Origin of the sequence: Pseudomonas sp. Fl5BN2, assembly GCF_009908205.1 — a bacterium.
GTDB lineage: Bacteria > Pseudomonadota > Gammaproteobacteria > Pseudomonadales > Pseudomonadaceae > Aquipseudomonas.
Window position 1 is genome coordinate 184,821 of record NZ_JAAARL010000002.1, and the last position, 16,255, is coordinate 201,075.

19 protein-coding genes are annotated in these 16,255 nt (G+C 59.6%); 1 reads left to right on the plus strand and 18 read right to left on the minus strand.

Translation table 11 applies throughout. The annotated features are described in order from the left end of the window. Positions 1-76: 76 nt before the first annotated feature. The 18 genes from GV819_RS03170 to GV819_RS03255 form a co-directional block, all read right to left on the minus strand. Positions 77-1,075: an ADP-ribosylglycohydrolase family protein gene (locus tag GV819_RS03170; RefSeq protein ID WP_161753423.1), complete on the minus strand. Its 999-nt coding sequence runs from the start codon at positions 1,073-1,075 to the stop codon at positions 77-79. Beyond that, positions 1,072-1,785 carry a GntR family transcriptional regulator gene (locus GV819_RS03175; RefSeq protein ID WP_161753425.1) on the minus strand — a complete coding sequence of 238 codons (714 nt, stop codon included), beginning with the start codon at positions 1,783-1,785 and terminating at the stop codon, positions 1,072-1,074. The genes GV819_RS03170 and GV819_RS03175 overlap by 4 nt, the downstream gene beginning before the upstream one ends. A gap of 69 nt (positions 1,786-1,854) precedes the next feature. Beyond that, positions 1,855-2,418: a DUF1285 domain-containing protein gene (locus GV819_RS03180; protein WP_161753427.1), complete on the minus strand. Its 564-nt coding sequence runs from the start codon at positions 2,416-2,418 to the stop codon at positions 1,855-1,857. Positions 2,419-2,440: 22 nt separating this feature from the next. Then, on the minus strand, positions 2,441-3,043 hold the full coding sequence (locus tag GV819_RS03185; RefSeq protein ID WP_161753429.1) for a DUF4823 domain-containing protein: 603 nt from the start codon (positions 3,041-3,043) through the stop codon (positions 2,441-2,443). A gap of 99 nt (positions 3,044-3,142) precedes the next feature. Then, a complete protein-coding gene (locus GV819_RS03190; RefSeq protein ID WP_161753431.1) occupies positions 3,143-4,111 on the minus strand; it encodes a GTP 3',8-cyclase MoaA in 969 nt (322 codons plus the stop codon). 139 nt (positions 4,112-4,250) lie between these two features. After that, positions 4,251-4,889 carry a TetR/AcrR family transcriptional regulator gene (locus GV819_RS03195; RefSeq protein ID WP_159897239.1) on the minus strand — a complete coding sequence of 213 codons (639 nt, stop codon included), beginning with the start codon at positions 4,887-4,889 and terminating at the stop codon, positions 4,251-4,253. Between the two features lie 798 nt (positions 4,890-5,687). Further along, positions 5,688-6,479 carry a TatD family hydrolase gene (locus GV819_RS03200; protein ID WP_161753433.1) on the minus strand — a complete coding sequence of 264 codons (792 nt, stop codon included), beginning with the start codon at positions 6,477-6,479 and terminating at the stop codon, positions 5,688-5,690. An 84-nt stretch (positions 6,480-6,563) separates the two neighbouring features. Continuing rightward, on the minus strand, positions 6,564-7,550 hold the full coding sequence (locus tag GV819_RS03205) for a DNA polymerase III subunit delta' (protein WP_161753435.1): 987 nt from the start codon (positions 7,548-7,550) through the stop codon (positions 6,564-6,566). Beyond that, a complete protein-coding gene (gene tmk, locus GV819_RS03210; protein WP_161753437.1) occupies positions 7,543-8,175 on the minus strand; it encodes a dTMP kinase in 633 nt (210 codons plus the stop codon). Before tmk ends, GV819_RS03205 begins: the two co-directional genes overlap by 8 nt. A gap of 19 nt (positions 8,176-8,194) precedes the next feature. Further along, positions 8,195-9,376, minus strand: coding sequence for an endolytic transglycosylase MltG (mltG, locus tag GV819_RS03215; RefSeq protein ID WP_161753439.1), 1,182 nt, complete (start codon positions 9,374-9,376; stop codon positions 8,195-8,197). Between the two features lie 3 nt (positions 9,377-9,379). Next, positions 9,380-10,195, minus strand: coding sequence for an aminodeoxychorismate lyase (gene pabC / locus GV819_RS03220; RefSeq protein WP_161753441.1), 816 nt, complete (start codon positions 10,193-10,195; stop codon positions 9,380-9,382). Beyond that, entirely contained in the window at positions 10,195-11,439 is a 1,245-nt protein-coding gene (gene fabF, locus GV819_RS03225; RefSeq protein ID WP_161753443.1) for a beta-ketoacyl-ACP synthase II, read from the minus strand. Before fabF ends, pabC begins: the two co-directional genes overlap by 1 nt. Positions 11,440-11,549: 110 nt before the next feature. Next, positions 11,550-11,786: an acyl carrier protein gene (gene acpP / locus GV819_RS03230; RefSeq protein WP_003175607.1), complete on the minus strand. Its 237-nt coding sequence runs from the start codon at positions 11,784-11,786 to the stop codon at positions 11,550-11,552. Positions 11,787-11,982: 196 nt separating this feature from the next. Continuing rightward, the gene (fabG, locus tag GV819_RS03235) at positions 11,983-12,723 is read right to left on the minus strand and encodes a 3-oxoacyl-ACP reductase FabG (RefSeq protein ID WP_161753445.1); all 741 of its coding nucleotides are present in this window, start codon (positions 12,721-12,723) and stop codon (positions 11,983-11,985) included. 16 nt (positions 12,724-12,739) lie between these two features. After that, positions 12,740-13,678, minus strand: coding sequence for an ACP S-malonyltransferase (gene fabD, locus GV819_RS03240; RefSeq protein ID WP_161753448.1), 939 nt, complete (start codon positions 13,676-13,678; stop codon positions 12,740-12,742). 126 nt (positions 13,679-13,804) lie between these two features. Continuing rightward, positions 13,805-14,815, minus strand: coding sequence for a phosphate acyltransferase PlsX (gene plsX, locus GV819_RS03245; protein ID WP_161753450.1), 1,011 nt, complete (start codon positions 14,813-14,815; stop codon positions 13,805-13,807). A 3-nt stretch (positions 14,816-14,818) separates the two neighbouring features. Further along, positions 14,819-15,001, minus strand: a complete 183-nt coding sequence (rpmF, locus tag GV819_RS03250; RefSeq protein WP_003179396.1) for a 50S ribosomal protein L32 — start codon at positions 14,999-15,001, stop codon at positions 14,819-14,821. A gap of 13 nt (positions 15,002-15,014) precedes the next feature. Further along, positions 15,015-15,542, minus strand: coding sequence for a YceD family protein (locus GV819_RS03255; RefSeq protein WP_161753452.1), 528 nt, complete (start codon positions 15,540-15,542; stop codon positions 15,015-15,017). Positions 15,543-15,647: 105 nt separating this feature from the next. Between GV819_RS03255 and GV819_RS03260 the strand changes: the two genes are divergently transcribed. After that, the gene (locus GV819_RS03260; RefSeq protein ID WP_161753454.1) at positions 15,648-16,226 is read left to right on the plus strand and encodes a Maf family protein; all 579 of its coding nucleotides are present in this window, start codon (positions 15,648-15,650) and stop codon (positions 16,224-16,226) included. Positions 16,227-16,255 lie beyond the last annotated feature (29 nt).

Sequence of the window (16,255 nt, forward strand, 5' to 3'; positions counted from 1 at the left end):
CAATTTCGGAAGTCACTGAACATCCCGGCATTCCTGGCCGTAATCAAGCTTTCCATAGCGTTCGGCGCCAGCCAACTCAGCGCAGGGCCAACAACTCTTTTACCAGCGGCTGCAGATCCAGTTGATTGACCTGCTGAACCTGGTCAATCAACGCTGCGGGCCATACATCCAACCCCAGACACGCACCGAGCATCGCCCCGAGAATCGCCGCGATAGTGTCAGTGTCGCCGCCCAGGCTGGCGGCCATGCACAGCGCCTCGAAGGCCTGCAACTGCCCAAGGGCGACCTGCCTGGCCAGGGCAAAACAGACCACCACCGATTCCTGGGACGCCACCGAAGTACCGACCAGCTCATACAGCATCCGCGCGAACCGCTCCTTGTCGCGGTCAACCGTCAGGGTGCTCGCCCACTCCAGGCGGGCAGCGATGCTCGCGCCTGCCACCCAGTGGCCATGAGTTTCTGCCTGGCGGGCAATCTGTATACCAAGAGGTAAGGCCTCGCTCAGGGCAGCGCCGTTGATCCCGGCGGAAACCACCGCCGCCACTGCCGCCGCACTGGCAATCCCCAGGCTGGTGTTATGAGTCACCTGGCACGCCTGAACCACTGCCAGGATAAAGTCCTCGGGCACCGCCACGTTGGCCGCGATCCCCACTGGCGTGATGCGCATGGCCGCGCCATTAGTGGTGCCGTAGCGGCCGGCCTCTTCCACCGAGTGGCCGGCAAGAATCATTTCGATGGCGCGCTTGGTGGACGGACCGAGCAGATCCTGGGATCCCTTGGCCTGCATCACCGCCTCCCACTCGATCAGAGTCCGAGCCAAGGTCGCTGGGGCGATCCGCCCCTTGCCCTGCACCAGTAGACGGCCCACCAGGATCGCCTGCTCGGTGTCGTCGGTGATCGAGCCTCCGGGCATGTTGGCAGCAATCGGCTGATCGGGACCGGCGTCTTCCAGGGTGCGGATGGCGCCGAAGCGCTGCAGGATCTGTTCGCGGCTCAAGGACTGGGTCGGCATGCCCAACGCGTCGCCCAAGGCCAGTCCGTAGAAGGCCCCGAGCCCGCGCAGGAGCTGGCTCATCGCGACTTTCCAAATTGCAGGTGCATACGAAAATGCTGCGGGTCCAGCAAACTCTCGACCTGCTCCATGAAGCGTCCCTGGCGGTCATAGGTGGTGCACAGAGCCTTGAGAAACACCTCACCCGGTGCGCGCCCCAGCAATTGGGCATCTTCGGCGCTCAACGGCTCGGCGCTGACCCACTGGTCGCCGCGCTCGCCAATATAGCCGTAGGCGGCCAGGGTAATGGTCAAGGAATCATCGATCAGACCGACCCGAGGCAAGCCTTCCAACTCGCCGGAGGCCGGGATCAGAGAACGCTCGAGGGACAACACTCGGCCATCAGTACTGCGCCGGCGGCGATCAAGGGCAATGAACTGGTCGGTGCCCAGGCGATGCTTGAGATCCGGCCGCAGGATTGGCTCCAGGCGCAACACCTCGGTATTGACCAGCGTACCGCTGTCGGCCAGGGCCTGGGCCCAGCCGTGATGCTGGTCCAAGGCCACGCCGTCGAAGGTGACGATCGAGCCGACGCCGCTTTGCGTGGCAATGTAGTTACGACGCTTGAGCTCAGCCAGGGCCTCACGCAAGGTACCGCGGCTGACACCGAATTCCTGAGCCAACTGGTGCTCACCCGGTAGCTGAAAACCGTCTTCCAGCAGACCGCTTTCAATGCGCCGGATCAGTTCGTCGACCACGCGTGTTTTCTTATCAAATCGAACATGTCTAATCATGTCCGGCTTGATACATGAAACGTCGGATCCAGATCAAGAAATATCTTTTGCAGAGACCGGAGCCTCTATCTAGGGCTCGAGATCAATTGGGAAGAACTTCCCGCCGCTCCACACACCAAGCCAGCGTTGGCCATCAACGACACGAATCTGTGCCAGATCCACCAGTTGATAAAAGACATTGCGATGGATCAGCGCTTCAAGATTGTGTCGAACCAGGAGGTAAGGCGCCGGCTCCTGAGTCACCGGATCGATCATCACCCGCAACGGGTGCTCGCCACCGGCAACCACTTGCTCATCGACGTTGGTGGTAAAGCGCAGCACCTGGCTTTCGCCCTGCCCTTCGACCTCCAGAGTCACGGCAACGAAGGGTGCGTCATCGATCTTTATACCGACCTTCTCCACCGGCGTGATGAGGAAATAGTCGTCGCCATCGCGGCGGATAATAGTGGAGAACAGCTTGACCATGGGTTTCCGCCCAATGGGCGTCCCCTGGTAATACCAAGTGCCGTCGCGGGCGATACGCATGTCGATATCACCGCAGAAATCAGGGTTCCACAGGTGGACCGGCGGCAGCCCCTTCTCGGCCTTGGGAATCTGCGCCAACAGATCATTAGCCTTGCCTGGACCACTCATGCCTACCTCCTTAATCTCTCACTCAGTCGCTCAGGCCCAACAAACCCCGAGCGTATTGCTGCAAGGGCGGGCCCAGCAGGTCCTGTGGCTTGTTGTCATGGAACGTCAGTAAACCGCCACGACTGCGAATCCGTGCCGAATCGATCAGATACTGGGTGCTGGTTTCAATCAGCATGATCTGGATGGTACTGGTATCGATACCCAGACGGTCCAACGCCTCTTGATCCAGCCACTCATCAGAGTTGCCAATACGGTCATCGGCCTTGGCAAACCGGGCGTATAGCAAATAGTGCGCCCCGACTTCACGAGCTTCGGCCATGGCTTCGTTCAGGCCTTCAGGTGCCCGGGCCCGACGCACCATGGGGAAATATTCGACAAAGCCATTGAAGGCTTCTTCAGCCACCACGTTGGGCCGTGGATAAGCACCACCAGGCGGTACGAAATGCCCTTGGGCAATGAAAATGAACGAATCCGGCTGAATGCGAAATGAGCTGGTACGGCGAGTGTCACTGTGATCAAGCACTCCCGCATCACTCAGGTGGTAACGGACACCTTCGCCCATATCACTGACATTCATGCAGCCGCCGAGCGCCAAAAAGGCCAGCAGCAAAACCAGGCTACGCATCCTACCCTCCAAAATCCGGTGACGGAAAACCGCCGAATGGCCACAAGATGCAGCTTCCGCGCCAGCTCCGAAGCTGAAGGGAATTACGCAGGAACAGAATTAACCGCCGATGATCTTCATCACCGTGGCGCCACCGGAAAAGGCCACATCCTGCTTGTCCCCCAGGGCTTTGACCAACAGGCGCTGCAAGGCTGGCAATGCTTGATGCCGCGGCTTGTCCAGAAGATCGCCAACATAGTGACGATTGCTCGATGACAGGCAGCCATGCAACCAACCGGTGGAGGACAACCGCAAGCGTGAGCAGGTCCGGCAAAATGGCACGCTTTCATTGGCGATCACCCCAAAATGGCCAAGCCCGGGAATCTCGTAGCGCACGGCGGTAGCGTCCACCGGTGCATCGGCCTGAAGGTACTCATAACGTTCGCCGATCAGCTCCAGCAGTTGCTGCAGGCTGACAAACTGTTGCAGGAAGGCGTTGCCGTCACTGGCCAGGTGCCCCATGCGCATCAACTCGATGAAGCGCAGCTCATAGCCTTGCTGCAGGCAGTAATCGAGCAGTGGCATGACCTGATCCAGGTTCTGCCCGCGCAACGGCACCATGTTGACCTTGATCTTCAGGCCCGCGGCCCGGGCCTGCTGCATGCCGTCGAGCACCGTGGCCAGATCGCCGCCACGGGCGATGCTGCGAAAAGCCGCGGCGTCCAGCGTATCGAGGGAAACGTTGATCCGTCGGATCCCGGCGTCCACCAGCAATGGCAGCTTGCGCGCCAGGAGCTGGCCATTAGTGGTCAAGCTGATGTCCTCCAGGCCCATCTGCCCCACCGCCCCCATGAAAGCCTCCAACTTGGGACTGACCAGAGGCTCGCCACCGGTGATGCGCAAGCGCTCGATGCCCGCTGCTTCCATCAGGTACGCCACGCCCCGGGCCATCGCCTGGGCCGACAACTCGTCCTGGGCAGCCACCAGCCGCTTGCCGTTGGGCACGCAGTAGGTACAGGCATAGTTGCAGGCAGACGTCAGACTGATCCGCAAGTTGCGAAAGCGCCTGCCTTGACGATCGACGATCATGGATGACTCCGGCGTAGGAAGGAGGAACCGGGCAAAACCTGACTTATAAATCAGGTTTTAGCAAGTCCCATGCCTGAGTATATTCCCCGGACACTGCGCCATACAGTTTCCCGATAGCGCCATACAACGGCTGAATGCCTCAGCCGTTGGAGGTGTCGGGGTCGCGCTTGCGCTTGTTGCCCATGCGCACGCCGATGTCCATCAGGAACTGGAAGAAACCTTCCTGGTCCTCCAGCACATTGCTCCAGAACGGCGAGTGGTACAGCGCCACCGCTCCATGCACCAGCGCCCAGGAAGCGCAGTAGTGGAAGTACGGCGGCACGTCTTCAAGCTTGCCTTCGCTGATACGGCCCTTGATCAACAGGGTCAGGCGTTCGAAGTTGGAAGCGCGGATCTTGTGCAACTCCTCGACCATCTCCGGCACCTGGTTGCCCTTGACCACCTTCTCTTCCAGGCGATCGAACAACCGGTAGCGCTGCGGATCACGCATGCGAAATTCGAAGTAGGCCCGGGACAGGGCTTCCTTGTCCTTGTCGACATCGGCAGAGTGCAGCAGCTCGTTCAGGTCACGCTCGTAATCGAGCATCAGGCGCAGATAGATCTCTGCCTTGGACTTGAAATGCTTGTAGATGGTCCCTTTGCCGATACCCACGGCATCCGCAATCATCTCGACGGTGACACTGTCTTCACCTTGTTCGAGGAACAGCTTGAGCGCGGTATCGAGAATTTCTTGCTCGCGGCGACGAAACTCACGGACCTTACGAGGTTCTTTCTGCATAAGAAAAGGTCTGTTCGGGGTCAAAATCGAAGCCGCGTATTATGCCTAACTTGCGCAAAAATGCACGGATCATCCATCGTGGCTGCTGTTTCTGACGAAAAAACCGACCTGCCGAAACGGCTGGCACCGGCCTCAAAAACCCGGAAAAACCAGTGAATACTGGGCTGGCAAGCGGTCAAAACAGGAAACACCGCGTGATGCAAAGCCCAAGTTCAGACCATAAAGTCTTGGCCTTCCCGCAATAGGCGCCATATACCACCTCAAGCCCCACACTCGACGAAAACAGCTCAACGAGTCGTAATTCCACCACTATCCAATAGCCCGTAGCCTGCCCCTGGCGTGAAAAAGCGCCTGAATAGCTTCGGAAAAAAACGCCAACAATGGGTGATCGCTCTGAAAGTATCGATGATATTGATGAAGATCCGCCTCTCAGGAAATTTAATCTGCAACGGCGTATGTGCGAAACAAACGGGTAAAATCGCTTATTCCCAGCAAAAATCGCCTTAATTCAGTAAATATCCATGATTTTTCGCGGAATACTCATCTATACACGGCAAATGAGAACCCAACCGAAGCGCGTGTATTCCAAATTTGTTTAAAAAACGAGCAGGGGTAACTGGACTGAACGTAATAGTGATCAATACTTGAACTGTCGGCGGGACATCTCCCCCAAGTGGAACGCCGATGAAGGTACCGAAGGACCGCGTGCCTTAGTTTTACTCCTAATGGTCTTAACCCGGATTCACCCCCCAGAACCCGGGTTTTTTTTGCCTGGGATTTACCTTCCCGACTTGCAACTCAAGCGCCGCTCTTGACCCGAGCCAGGGGAAACAGGCGCTTGAAGTTTGCCGTGGTCTGTTCGGCGAAGGCTTCATAGGCTTCGCCCCGCAGCATCGCCAGGAACTCCGCCACTTCACGCACATACTGCGGCAGGTTGGGCTTGCCGCGATAGGGTATCGGCGCCAGGTAAGGCGCATCGGTTTCCACCAGCAGCCGATCGGCCGGCACCTGGCGCGCCACGTCCCGCAAGGCGTCGGCATTGCGGAAGGTGACAATCCCTGACAGGGAAATATAGAACCCCAGGTCCAGGGCCGCCTTGGCCATATCCCAGTCCTCAGTGAAGCAGTGCAGCACGCCGGCATTGGGCAGCGCCGCTTCACGCAACAACGCCAGGGTATCTGCACGAGCGCCGCGGGTGTGCACCACCACCGGCTTGCCGGTTTGCTGCGCGGCCTGCAGATGCAGGCGGAAGGACTGCTGCTGCAGTTCAGCGGCCTCGGGCTCGTAGTGATAGTCCAGACCGGTCTCGCCGATGGCCACCACTCGCGGATGGTTCAGCTCGTCCAGCAACCAGTCCAGCGCTGGCGCCGCACCCGGTTGCACATCCAGCGGGTGCACCCCCACCGAACAATCGACATCGTCATAGCGATCGGCCAGGGCCTTGACGTCTGCCGCGTTGTCCGCGCTGACGCCAATGCACAGGAAATGGCCGACACCGCGCTGGCGAGCCGCCGCAAGCGCAGCATCCAGAGAGCCATCGTGGGCAGCAAGGTCGAGACGATCAAGGTGGCAATGGGAATCTACGAGCATAGGAGGCTACAACTACATCCGATAAATGAAAGAGCCGGACTTCACCGTCCGGCCGGATACAAGCTTGATTCTAGGCGCCGCACATCAGTTCTGGGCAGGCAGTGCCGCCCATTGCACCAGCAGCGCTTCCAACAGCAGTACACGATTGAGGTTGGCCTTGCTCAGGACCTTTTGGCGCTGCGCCAGGATCCAGTCCTGAATGCTCAGCACCTTGGGCTGGCTGGACTTTTGCGCGAGGTACTGCACCACCTTGCGCATATCCTGCAGCCCCAGCCCTTGCTCATCCTGGGTCAATTGATAACGCAGGACCAGGCTCGACCAGTCGCAAAACCAGTCGAACAGCAACAGCAAGGGAATGCTATTCCAGGACTCGGCCAACTGAGTCGGCGACTGCTGCTGCTTGAGCAACTTCTTCACCCCTTCCACCACCAGCGCCCGCTGTTCGCGAACGCCCTGGGCCTGCAAGCTGACCGCAGCCAACGGCGAGCCGGCGGCCAGGGTCAACAGCTCTCCTCGCTCCTCCTCGGTACACTCGGGCAAGGCATGGGACAGCCACTGCAGGCTCACCGCCTGGCTGGGCAATGGGCACGCCTGCTGCACGCAACGGCTCTTGATGGTGGGCAACAGCCGGCTCGGCTGGTGACTCACCAACAACAGCACGGTATTCCCGGAAGGCTCTTCAAGGCTCTTCAACAACGCGTTGGCGGCGTTGATATTCATCGACTCCACCGGCTCGATCAGCACCACCTTGCGGCCGCCCAACTGCGCGGTCTGGACCACGAAGCTCACCAGATCACGAACCTGGTCGACCTTGATCGCCTTGTCCGCCTCCTCAGGCTCCAGCACGTAGTTGTCCGGGTGGCTTCCTGCCTGCAATAGCAGGCAGGACTTGCACTGTCCACAGGCATCCAGCCCATCCGGACGCTGGCACAGCAGCCGGGCCATGAGGCGCTCGGCCAGCGCCCGCTTGCCGATACCCGCCGGGCCATGCAGCAGGTAGGCATGAGCATGCTGCGCGCGCCCCGCCAGTTGCTGCCAGAGGGCATCCTGCCAGGGAAAGACCTCAGCCACGGGCGCGCTCCAGCAATTGCGGAAGCAAAGCATCCAGGGACTGCTGGACCTGAACCAGGGGCTGCGCCGCATCTACCAGAAAATAACGCTGCGGGGCAGCTTCAGCGCGCTTCAGGAAAGCCTCACGGACCTTCTGGAAAAAAGCCTGGCCTTCCTGCTCGAAACGGTCCAGTCGACCCCGGGCGCTGGCCCGCGCCAGGCCGACCTCCACCGGCAAGTCGAAGACCAGGGTCAGGTCCGGGCGCAATGCGCCCTGGACGAAATCCTCCAGGGCAGCGATACGCTCAAGGCTCAGACCGCGACCGGCACCCTGATAGGCATAGGTCGAATCGGTGAAACGGTCGCACAGCACCACCGCCCCGCGAGCCAACGCCGGGCGAATCACCGCTGCCAGGTGCTGGGCTCGGGCCGCAAATACCAGCAGCAGTTCGGTATCGGCATTCATGACCTCCTCACCCGGGGTCAGCAACACCTCGCGAATACGTTCGGCCAAGGGCGTACCACCAGGCTCACGGGTCAACAACACTTCGATACCCGCATCGCGCAGACGCTCGGCGAGGTACTCGCGGTTGGTACTTTTGCCGGCGCCTTCCGGGCCTTCCAGAGTAATAAACAAGCCAGTCACAGGCAGTCCTTAATCAAAGTCATTGCGGGCTTTTCGGCACAGGCTCGAGCTCGCTGGGCGCAGGAGTCACGACCGGCACTGACGGTGCATCCGGCATGCTGGGCGGAGCAACTTCCGGCGTGACCGCCGGTGCTGGACTCGTAGCCTCGGGAGCCACCGGGCTGGTTGCAGGCGCAGGGCTGGAGCGATAGTCGGCACGACGCTTGAGCTGGAACTCGCGCACAGCGCTGTTATGAGCATCCAGATCGTCGGAGAACACATGACTGCCATCACCCCGGGCAACAAAATACAGGCTCTTGCCCGGCACCGGATTGAGCGCCGCATGAATCGCTTCGCGCCCGACCATGGCAATCGGTGTCGGCGGTAACCCAGCAATCACGTAGGTGTTGTAGGGCGTGGCCTCCTTGAGATGCGCCCGGGTCAGCTTGCCGGTGTACCGCTCCCCCAGGCCATAGATGACCGTCGGATCGGTCTGCAGCAGCATGCCGATCTGCATGCGCCGCACGAACACTCCGGCGATCTGCCCGCGTTCCTGAGGTACGCCGGTTTCCTTTTCCACCAGCGACGCCATGATCAACGCCTGATAGGGGTCGTTATAGGGCGCATTATCCGCACGCTTGCTCCACTCCTTGGCCAGCACATCATCCAGGCGGTCGTAGGCTTTTTCCAGAAGCTCGGCATCCGTCATGCCTCGCACGAAACGATAGGTATCGGGAAAGAAACGCCCCTCGGGAAACACTCCGGCATGCCCGAGTTTTTCCATCACCTGGCTGTCACTGAGGCCGACCAGGGTCTGTTGCAACTTGTCACTTTTGGCCAACGCGTTGCGCACCTGGCGAAAGTTCCACCCCTCCACCAGAGTCAGGCTGTATTGCACCACTTCGCCACGCTGCCAGAGGCCGATCAGCCCTTCGGCAGTCATGCCGGGGGTCATGCGGTACTCACCGCTGTGCAGAGGCTGGCCCGGCAGATTGAAGCGCCAATACAGGCGTAGCCACAACGCATCCTTGATCACTCCGTCGGCTTGCAGACGATTGAAGGTGCCAGTGGGGGTAGATCCAGCAGGAACATCGAGCAATTGTTCCTGGCTCAGGTTCAGCGGTTGGTCCAGGGCCGAGTACAGTTTCCAGGCACTCGCGCCCAACAGCAGCCCTGCCAGGACCAGTCCGGTTTCCAGCAGGAGCAGTAATTTACGTCTCACGAATCAAGCATCCAGTAGTGCACGGGTAATGACCTGCAGTTTACGGGTGAGCGGTCCTGCCGACCAGCTCATCCCGGCGCAGGCACGTACCGGCCAGATGCCATAGACGCTGTTGCAGACGAACACTTCATCCGCCTGCTCCAGCTGAACAAGACTGATATCGGCGACTTGTGTAGGGATGCCCTGTGACTCGGCCTGAAACAATATTTCAGCCCGCATCACCCCGGCTACGCCACAGCGGCTCAGATCCGCCGTCAGCAGACGCCCCTGACTGATCAGGAACAGGTTGCTGAACACACCCTCGACCACTCTCTCGGCGGCATCCAGCATCAAGCCTTCGGCATGCTCGGCGTCGCGCCATTCAGCACGGGCCAAAACCTGCTCCAGGCGATTGAGGTGCTTGAGACCCGCCAATAGCGGCTGCTCGGACAGACGCGTAGCGCAGGGAAACAGACGAACCCCCTCCTCGGCATGGGCCGGCGGATAGATCGGGAATGCGCTGCCCAGGAGAATCCGCCGCGCGGTAGCCGCTGGATCGGCGGCATACCCTCGCAGGCTGTCGCCCCGAGTGAGGATCAGCTTGAGTACGCCATCCCCCAGAGCCGCCGCATAGGCCAGCACTTCACTGCGAATCAGTGACTGATCCGCAGTGAGCGCCAGACGCCGGCAACCTTCAGCCAGGCGCTGCAGATGCCGCTCCAACAGTTGCGGCCGTCCAGATTTGACCGCGATGGTCTCGAACAGACCATCACCGTAGGCCAGGCCACGGTCCCTGAGCGACGATGTGTCAGCCGGCTGACCGTCGACCCAGCTGTGCATTACTCGGAGAACCGGCGGAACACCAGGGAACCGTTGGTGCCACCAAAGCCGAAGGAGTTGGATAGAACCACATCGATGTCCATGCTGCGCGCAGTGTGCGGCACGAAATCAAGGTCACAACCCTCATCCGGCTCATCCAGGTTGATGGTCGGCGGCGCCACCTGGCTGTTGATCGCCAGCACGCTGAAGATTGCCTCGATGGCCCCGGCGGCACCCAGAAGGTGACCGGTCATGGACTTGGTGGAGCTGATCGCGAGCTTGTAGGCATGATCGCCGAACACGCTCTTGATCGCCGCGGACTCCGCCAGATCGCCGGCAGGCGTCGAAGTGCCATGGGCGTTGATGTACTGCACCTGGTCGACATTGAGCTTGGCGTCGCGCAAGGCGTTGGCGATACAGCGAGCGGCACCGGCGCCATCGGCTGGCGGCGAGGTCATGTGATAGGCATCACCGCTCATGCCGAAGCCAATCAGTTCGGCGTAGATCGTGGCACCACGGGCCTTGGCATGCTCCAGCTCCTCCAGGACCAACGCACCGGCACCATCGGACAGCACGAAGCCGTCACGCCCCTTGTCCCACGGACGACTGGCACGAGTCGGCTCGTCATTGCGGGTCGACAATGCACGGGACGCGCCGAAGCCGCCCATACCCAGACCACAGGCAGCCATTTCAGCGCCGCCGGCAATCATCACGTCGGCTTCGCCGTAGGCAATGTTGCGTGCGGCCATGCCAATGCAATGAGTACCAGTGGTACAGGCCGTGGAAATTGCGTAGTTCGGCCCCTGGGCACCCAGATGGATGGACAGGAAACCGGAAATCATATTGATGATCGAGCCAGGCACGAAGAACGGAGAAATCCGTCGCGGGCCGGAATCATGCAGGGTGCGACTGGTTTCTTCGATATTGGTCAAACCACCAATACCCGACCCCATGGCCACGCCGATGCGCTCACGATTGGCATCAGTGACTTCCAGGCCGGAATTGCGCACCGCCTGAAACCCGGCCGCCAGACCGTATTGAATGAACAGGTCGAGTTTGCGAGCCTCTTTGGCCGACAAGTACTCCTCGACATTGAAGCCCTTTACCGAGCCGCCAAAACGGGTGGAATAGGCAGAAAGGTCGGTGTGCTCGATCAGACCGATGCCACTTTGGCCAGCCAGAATGCCCTGCCAGCTACTCGGTACATCCGTACCCAATGGCGACAACATACCCATACCGGTGACTACGACGCGTCTACGCGACACAGCACTCTCCTTTTTCTAATGACGACACTTTGTATCAGGCCTAAAGAAAAAACCGCACGCCGTAACGGCAGTGCGGTTTTTCCATGACAGCAAAAGACGACTACAAACGATTAAGCCTGGTGGCTAGTAACGTAGTCGATAGCTGCTTGAACGGTAGTGATTTTTTCAGCTTCTTCGTCAGGGATTTCGGTCTCGAATTCCTCTTCCAGAGCCATCACCAGCTCAACGGTGTCAAGGGAGTCGGCACCCAGGTCTTCAACGAAGGAAGCGGTGTTCACAACTTCTTCTTCTTTAACGCCCAGTTGCTCAGCAACGATTTTCTTGACGCGCTCTTCGATGGTGCTCATACCTTGTTTTCACTCCTAATGGACAAATTCAGGCAGCTGGCCAGTGGGTAAGTGTATAGAAAGACTTTTCAGCTTTTCAACTGAAAGCTTTGCTCCTCAAACCCTTTGGCCATCTGCCTATAAATAGATTGCAGCTTTATAACGGATTTTAGACAGCTCGTATGACATTTTTTTGAAGCAATCCGTCACATTTGACTTACATATACATCCCGCCGTTGACCGGGATTGTAGCCCCGGTAACGTAGGCCGCACCGTCCGACGCCAGAAAAGCGACCACTTGCGCGATCTCTTGAGCCTGACCCAGACGACCCAGCGGAATTTGTGTCAGCAGGGCTTCACGCTGCGCTTCCGGCAGCTCACGGGTCATATCGGTATCGATAAAACCTGGAGCCACCGAATTCACAGTGATCGACCGCGAACCGACTTCACGCGCCAGAGCACGGCTGAAACCTTCCAGACCGGCCTTGGCGGCGGCGTAGTTTACTTGGCCAGCGTTGCCCATGGCACCCACTACCGAGCCAATACTGATAATTCGACCCCAACGAGCCTTGGTCATGCCGCGCAGAACGCCCTTGGACAGGCGAAACAGACTATTGAGGTTGGTATCGACTACGTCGTACCACTCGTCATCTTTCATGCGCATCATCAGGTTGTCGCGGGTGATACCGGCGTTGTTCACCAGGATCGTCGGCGCACCGAACTGCTCGCTGATGCTGGCCAGGACTGCAGCCACGGACTCATCGCTGGTGACGTTGAGCTCAAGGCCAGTGCCTTGAATGCCGTTTTCCTTGAGGGTGGCAGCAATGCGCTCGGCCCCCGAGGCGGAAGTGGCAGTACCTACCACGATCGCACCCATACGCCCCAACTCAAGCGCGATGGCCTGGCCGATACCGCGGCTGGCGCCGGTCACCAGTGCAACTTTACCTTGCAGACTCATGCAAGCTTCTCCTAGTTCAGGCCAACGCTGCACGGGCAGCAGCGAAAGCATCTGGGGTATTCAGGTTAGAGGTCGACACGCCTTCGGCGCAGCGCTTGTTGAGGCCGGCCAGGACTTTACCCGGGCCACACTCGACCAACTGAGTGGCGCCATTGGCCGCCAGGGCCTGCACCGACTCGACCCAGCGCACTGGCTTGTACAACTGCTCCAGCAAGTCGCGCTTGAGGGTATCCAGATCAGCCGCTACCGCAGCGCTGACGTTCTGTACCAATGGAATCTGCGGCGCCTGCCAGTTGATCGCCGCGATCGACTCAGCGAAACGCTCAGCTGCCGGGCGCATCAGCTCGCAATGGGACGGCACGCTGACTGGCAGCGGCATGGCGCGCTTGGCGCCACGAGCCTTGCAGCCTTCAATAGCCCGCTCCACCGCCGCCTTGGCACCGGCGATCACCACCTGGCCCGGGGAGTTATAGTTCACCGCGCTGACTACTTCACCCTGAGCCGCTTCGACGCAGGCCGCCACCACATCAGCGTCGTCCAGGCCGAGAATCGCCGCCATACCGCCCTGCCCCGCAGGCACAGCTTCTTGCATCAACTGGCCACGACGCTCCACCAACTTGACCGCTTCGGCCAAAGTCAGACTGCCTGCGGCCACCAGGGCGCTGTACTCGCCCAGACTATGACCGGCAACAAAGGCCGGGCGCGCGCCCCCCTCAGCCAGCCACACACGCCACAAGGCAATGGAAGCGGTAAGGATCGCAGGCTGGGTTTTATCGGTTTGATTGAGCAGCTCTTCAGGACCTTGCTGGGTCAACGCCCAGAGGTCGTAGCCCAGAGCATCGGAGGCTTCTTTGAAGGTTTCGAGGACCAACGGGTACTGCGCGCCCAACTCGGCCAACATGCCGAGGGACTGCGAGCCCTGCCCTGGAAAGACGAATGCGAGGGATGCAGACATGTAACAAGCCCCTAATGATCTTGTCGTCGGAGAATTGACGTCACACCGCGGTGGACGCAAGAAACTGACAGTTGGATGGCGAATTGAACTGAGCGGTCACATTTAAGCACTCCACAGGAAAAACGCCTAAAGCAACAAGTCTTCAAGACGCCCATGCAGACGTCTCGGCAAGTCTTCCTGAATCTCGATCAGCGCCCGCTGAATGGCACTTTGAAACCCCTGCACTCCTGCCGAACCGTGGCTTTTCACCACAATCCCCTGCAACCCGAGAAAACTTGCACCGTTATGCCGGGCCGGCGCCAGATCCGCCTGCAACCGACGCATCAACGGCATCGCCAGCGCGCCCACGACCCGCGACAACAGATTCTGCCTGAACAGCGCCTCGATACGAGCAGCAATCATGGTGGCCAGACCCTCGCTGGACTTGAGCAGGATATTGCCAACAAACCCGTCGCACACCACCACGTCGGCCTCACCGCGATACAGCCCATCACCCTCGACAAAGCCGATGTAGTTCAAACCGCGGGCTTGCTGCAGCAGACTCGCCGCCAGCTTGACCTGCTGGTTGCCCTTGATGTCTTCGGTACCGATATTCAGCAATGCCACTCGCGGTCGCACAATGCCCAGGGTTTCTGCCGCCACCGAGCCCATGATTGCAAACTGCAACAAGTGCTCGGCACTGCAGTCGACGTTGGCCCCCAGATCGAGCAATTGGCAGTAACCACGCTGAGTCGGAATAGCCGCCACCATCGCCGGACGATCAATACCGGGCAGGGTTTTCAACACGTAACGCGACAGCGCCATCAGCGCCCCGGTATTGCCGGCACTGACACAGGCCTGGACCTTGTCATCGCGCAGCAGCTCAAGCGCCACCCGCATCGAAGAGTCTGGCTTGCCACGCAGGGCCTGGGCTGGCTTTTCGTCCATGGTGATCACTTCGCTTGCCGGGGTAATTGACAGGCGCGAGCGGTCCACAGCCGATTGGCCGGAAATCAGTTCTTCAAGGAGAGAGGGTTGACCCACCAGGGTCAGATGCAGCGAGGGGGTAGCAGACAGGCAAGCAATACTGGCCTGAACAATGCTGCGGGGACCGAAGTCCCCGCCCATTGCGTCAATCGCGATGACTTGAGCGGACAAGGATTACTCGTCAGCGCCCTTGTCGATCACTTTACGACCACGGTATACGCCTTCTGGCGATACGTGGTGACGCAGGTGAACTTCACCAGTGGTCTTTTCTACGGACAGGGTGCTAGCCTCGAGGGCGTCGTGGGAACGACGCATGTCACGGGCAGAGCGGGATTTTTTGTTCTGCTGAACAGCCATAATTGATTAACTCCTAAACGTTTGGGTCACGCTTTAACTGCGCCAATACACTGAACGGGTTGGACCGCGTTACCTCGTCCTCGCTCGGTTCGGGCTCTTCGAGCCCTCCCGGCTGCTGGCATTCTTCCGGATGATGAGCAGGCACGATTGGCAAGGCAAGCAAAAGCTCTTCCTCGACCAATGCCTGCAGATCCAAAGGATCTTCGCCCAGTTCCAGCACGTCATAACCTTTCGGCAACGACTGGGTATTCGCACCCTCCTTCACCACAGCGTAACTGCACTCACTGTGGATCGGCAGGGTGACCAGCTCAAGACAACGCTGGCAAACCATTTTGACTTCGACGTCGATGCAGCTGTGAATAACCACAGCTTTACGCTCGTCACGCTCGAAAACGAATTTAGCCTGCACCGTACCGACATTGTCGGAAAGCGGGTCGCAGAGTCTCTCCAAATCGGCCAGCAGCAGTTCACCTTGAAGGGTGGTGCCACGATCAGCCAATTTGCGCGGGTCAACGTGAGGTGGAATCGGGTCATTCAACATAGGCGCAGCATTATAGGGATGCCCCCAGCCATGTCAAAGGAAATTCAAGCCTGTCCGTCACTTGCAAGCCCCGCTAGAATTCCGACCCTGCCTCAGGAGATGCGCATGCTGCCTTTATTACTCGCTTCAAGCTCGGTCTATCGCCGGGAATTACTGTCCCGCCTGCAACTACCCTTCACCTGCAGCTCTCCTGATATCGACGAAAGCCACCGCCCAGGCGAGACCGCCATAGCACTGGTGAAACGCCTGGCCGAGGCAAAGGCCCGCGCCCTTGCCGACACACATCCGGCGCACCTGATCATCGGCTCGGACCAGGTCGCGGTGCTGGGGTCGCAAATCATCGGCAAGCCCCATACCTTCGACAAGGCTCGCCAACAGCTGCTGGACGCCAGCGGCGCCAGCGTGACCTTTCTCACTGGCCTAGCACTGCTCAACAGCCAGACCGGCCGATACCAGGTCGACTGCATCCCCTTTACGGTCAACATGCGCACCCTTGATAGCACCCGCATCGAGCGCTATCTACACGCAGAGCAACCCTTTGACTGCGCTGGCAGCTTCAAAGCGGAAGGCCTAGGGGTCAGTCTATTCCAGAGCACCGAAGGCAGCGACGCCACCAGCCTGGTCGGCCTGCCACTGATCCGCCTGGTGGACATGCTGCTCGCCGAAGGCGTGGAGATCCCATGAGCGAACATAAAAAAGCCGGCACTCAGGCC

Coding starts and splice junctions, on each gene's coding strand:
- GV819_RS03175 (WP_161753425.1), bottom strand. CDS start 1,785: ATGATTAGACATGTTCGATTTGATAAGAAAACACGCGTGGTCGACGAA.
- GV819_RS03190 (WP_161753431.1), bottom strand. CDS start 4,111: ATGATCGTCGATCGTCAAGGCAGGCGCTTTCGCAACTTGCGGATCAGT.
- GV819_RS03200 (WP_161753433.1), bottom strand. CDS start 6,479: ATGCTCGTAGATTCCCATTGCCACCTTGATCGTCTCGACCTTGCTGCC.
- GV819_RS03170 (WP_161753423.1), bottom strand. CDS start 1,075: ATGAGCCAGCTCCTGCGCGGGCTCGGGGCCTTCTACGGACTGGCCTTG.
- GV819_RS03260 (WP_161753454.1), top strand. CDS start 15,648: ATGCTGCCTTTATTACTCGCTTCAAGCTCGGTCTATCGCCGGGAATTA.
- rpmF (WP_003179396.1), bottom strand. CDS start 15,001: ATGGCTGTTCAGCAGAACAAAAAATCCCGCTCTGCCCGTGACATGCGT.
- GV819_RS03180 (WP_161753427.1), bottom strand. CDS start 2,418: ATGAGTGGTCCAGGCAAGGCTAATGATCTGTTGGCGCAGATTCCCAAG.
- fabD (WP_161753448.1), bottom strand. CDS start 13,678: ATGTCTGCATCCCTCGCATTCGTCTTTCCAGGGCAGGGCTCGCAGTCC.
- pabC (WP_161753441.1), bottom strand. CDS start 10,195: ATGCACAGCTGGGTCGACGGTCAGCCGGCTGACACATCGTCGCTCAGG.
- GV819_RS03185 (WP_161753429.1), bottom strand. CDS start 3,043: ATGCGTAGCCTGGTTTTGCTGCTGGCCTTTTTGGCGCTCGGCGGCTGC.
- fabG (WP_161753445.1), bottom strand. CDS start 12,723: ATGAGTCTGCAAGGTAAAGTTGCACTGGTGACCGGCGCCAGCCGCGGT.
- acpP (WP_003175607.1), bottom strand. CDS start 11,786: ATGAGCACCATCGAAGAGCGCGTCAAGAAAATCGTTGCTGAGCAACTG.
- GV819_RS03255 (WP_161753452.1), bottom strand. CDS start 15,542: ATGTTGAATGACCCGATTCCACCTCACGTTGACCCGCGCAAATTGGCT.
- GV819_RS03195 (WP_159897239.1), bottom strand. CDS start 4,889: ATGCAGAAAGAACCTCGTAAGGTCCGTGAGTTTCGTCGCCGCGAGCAA.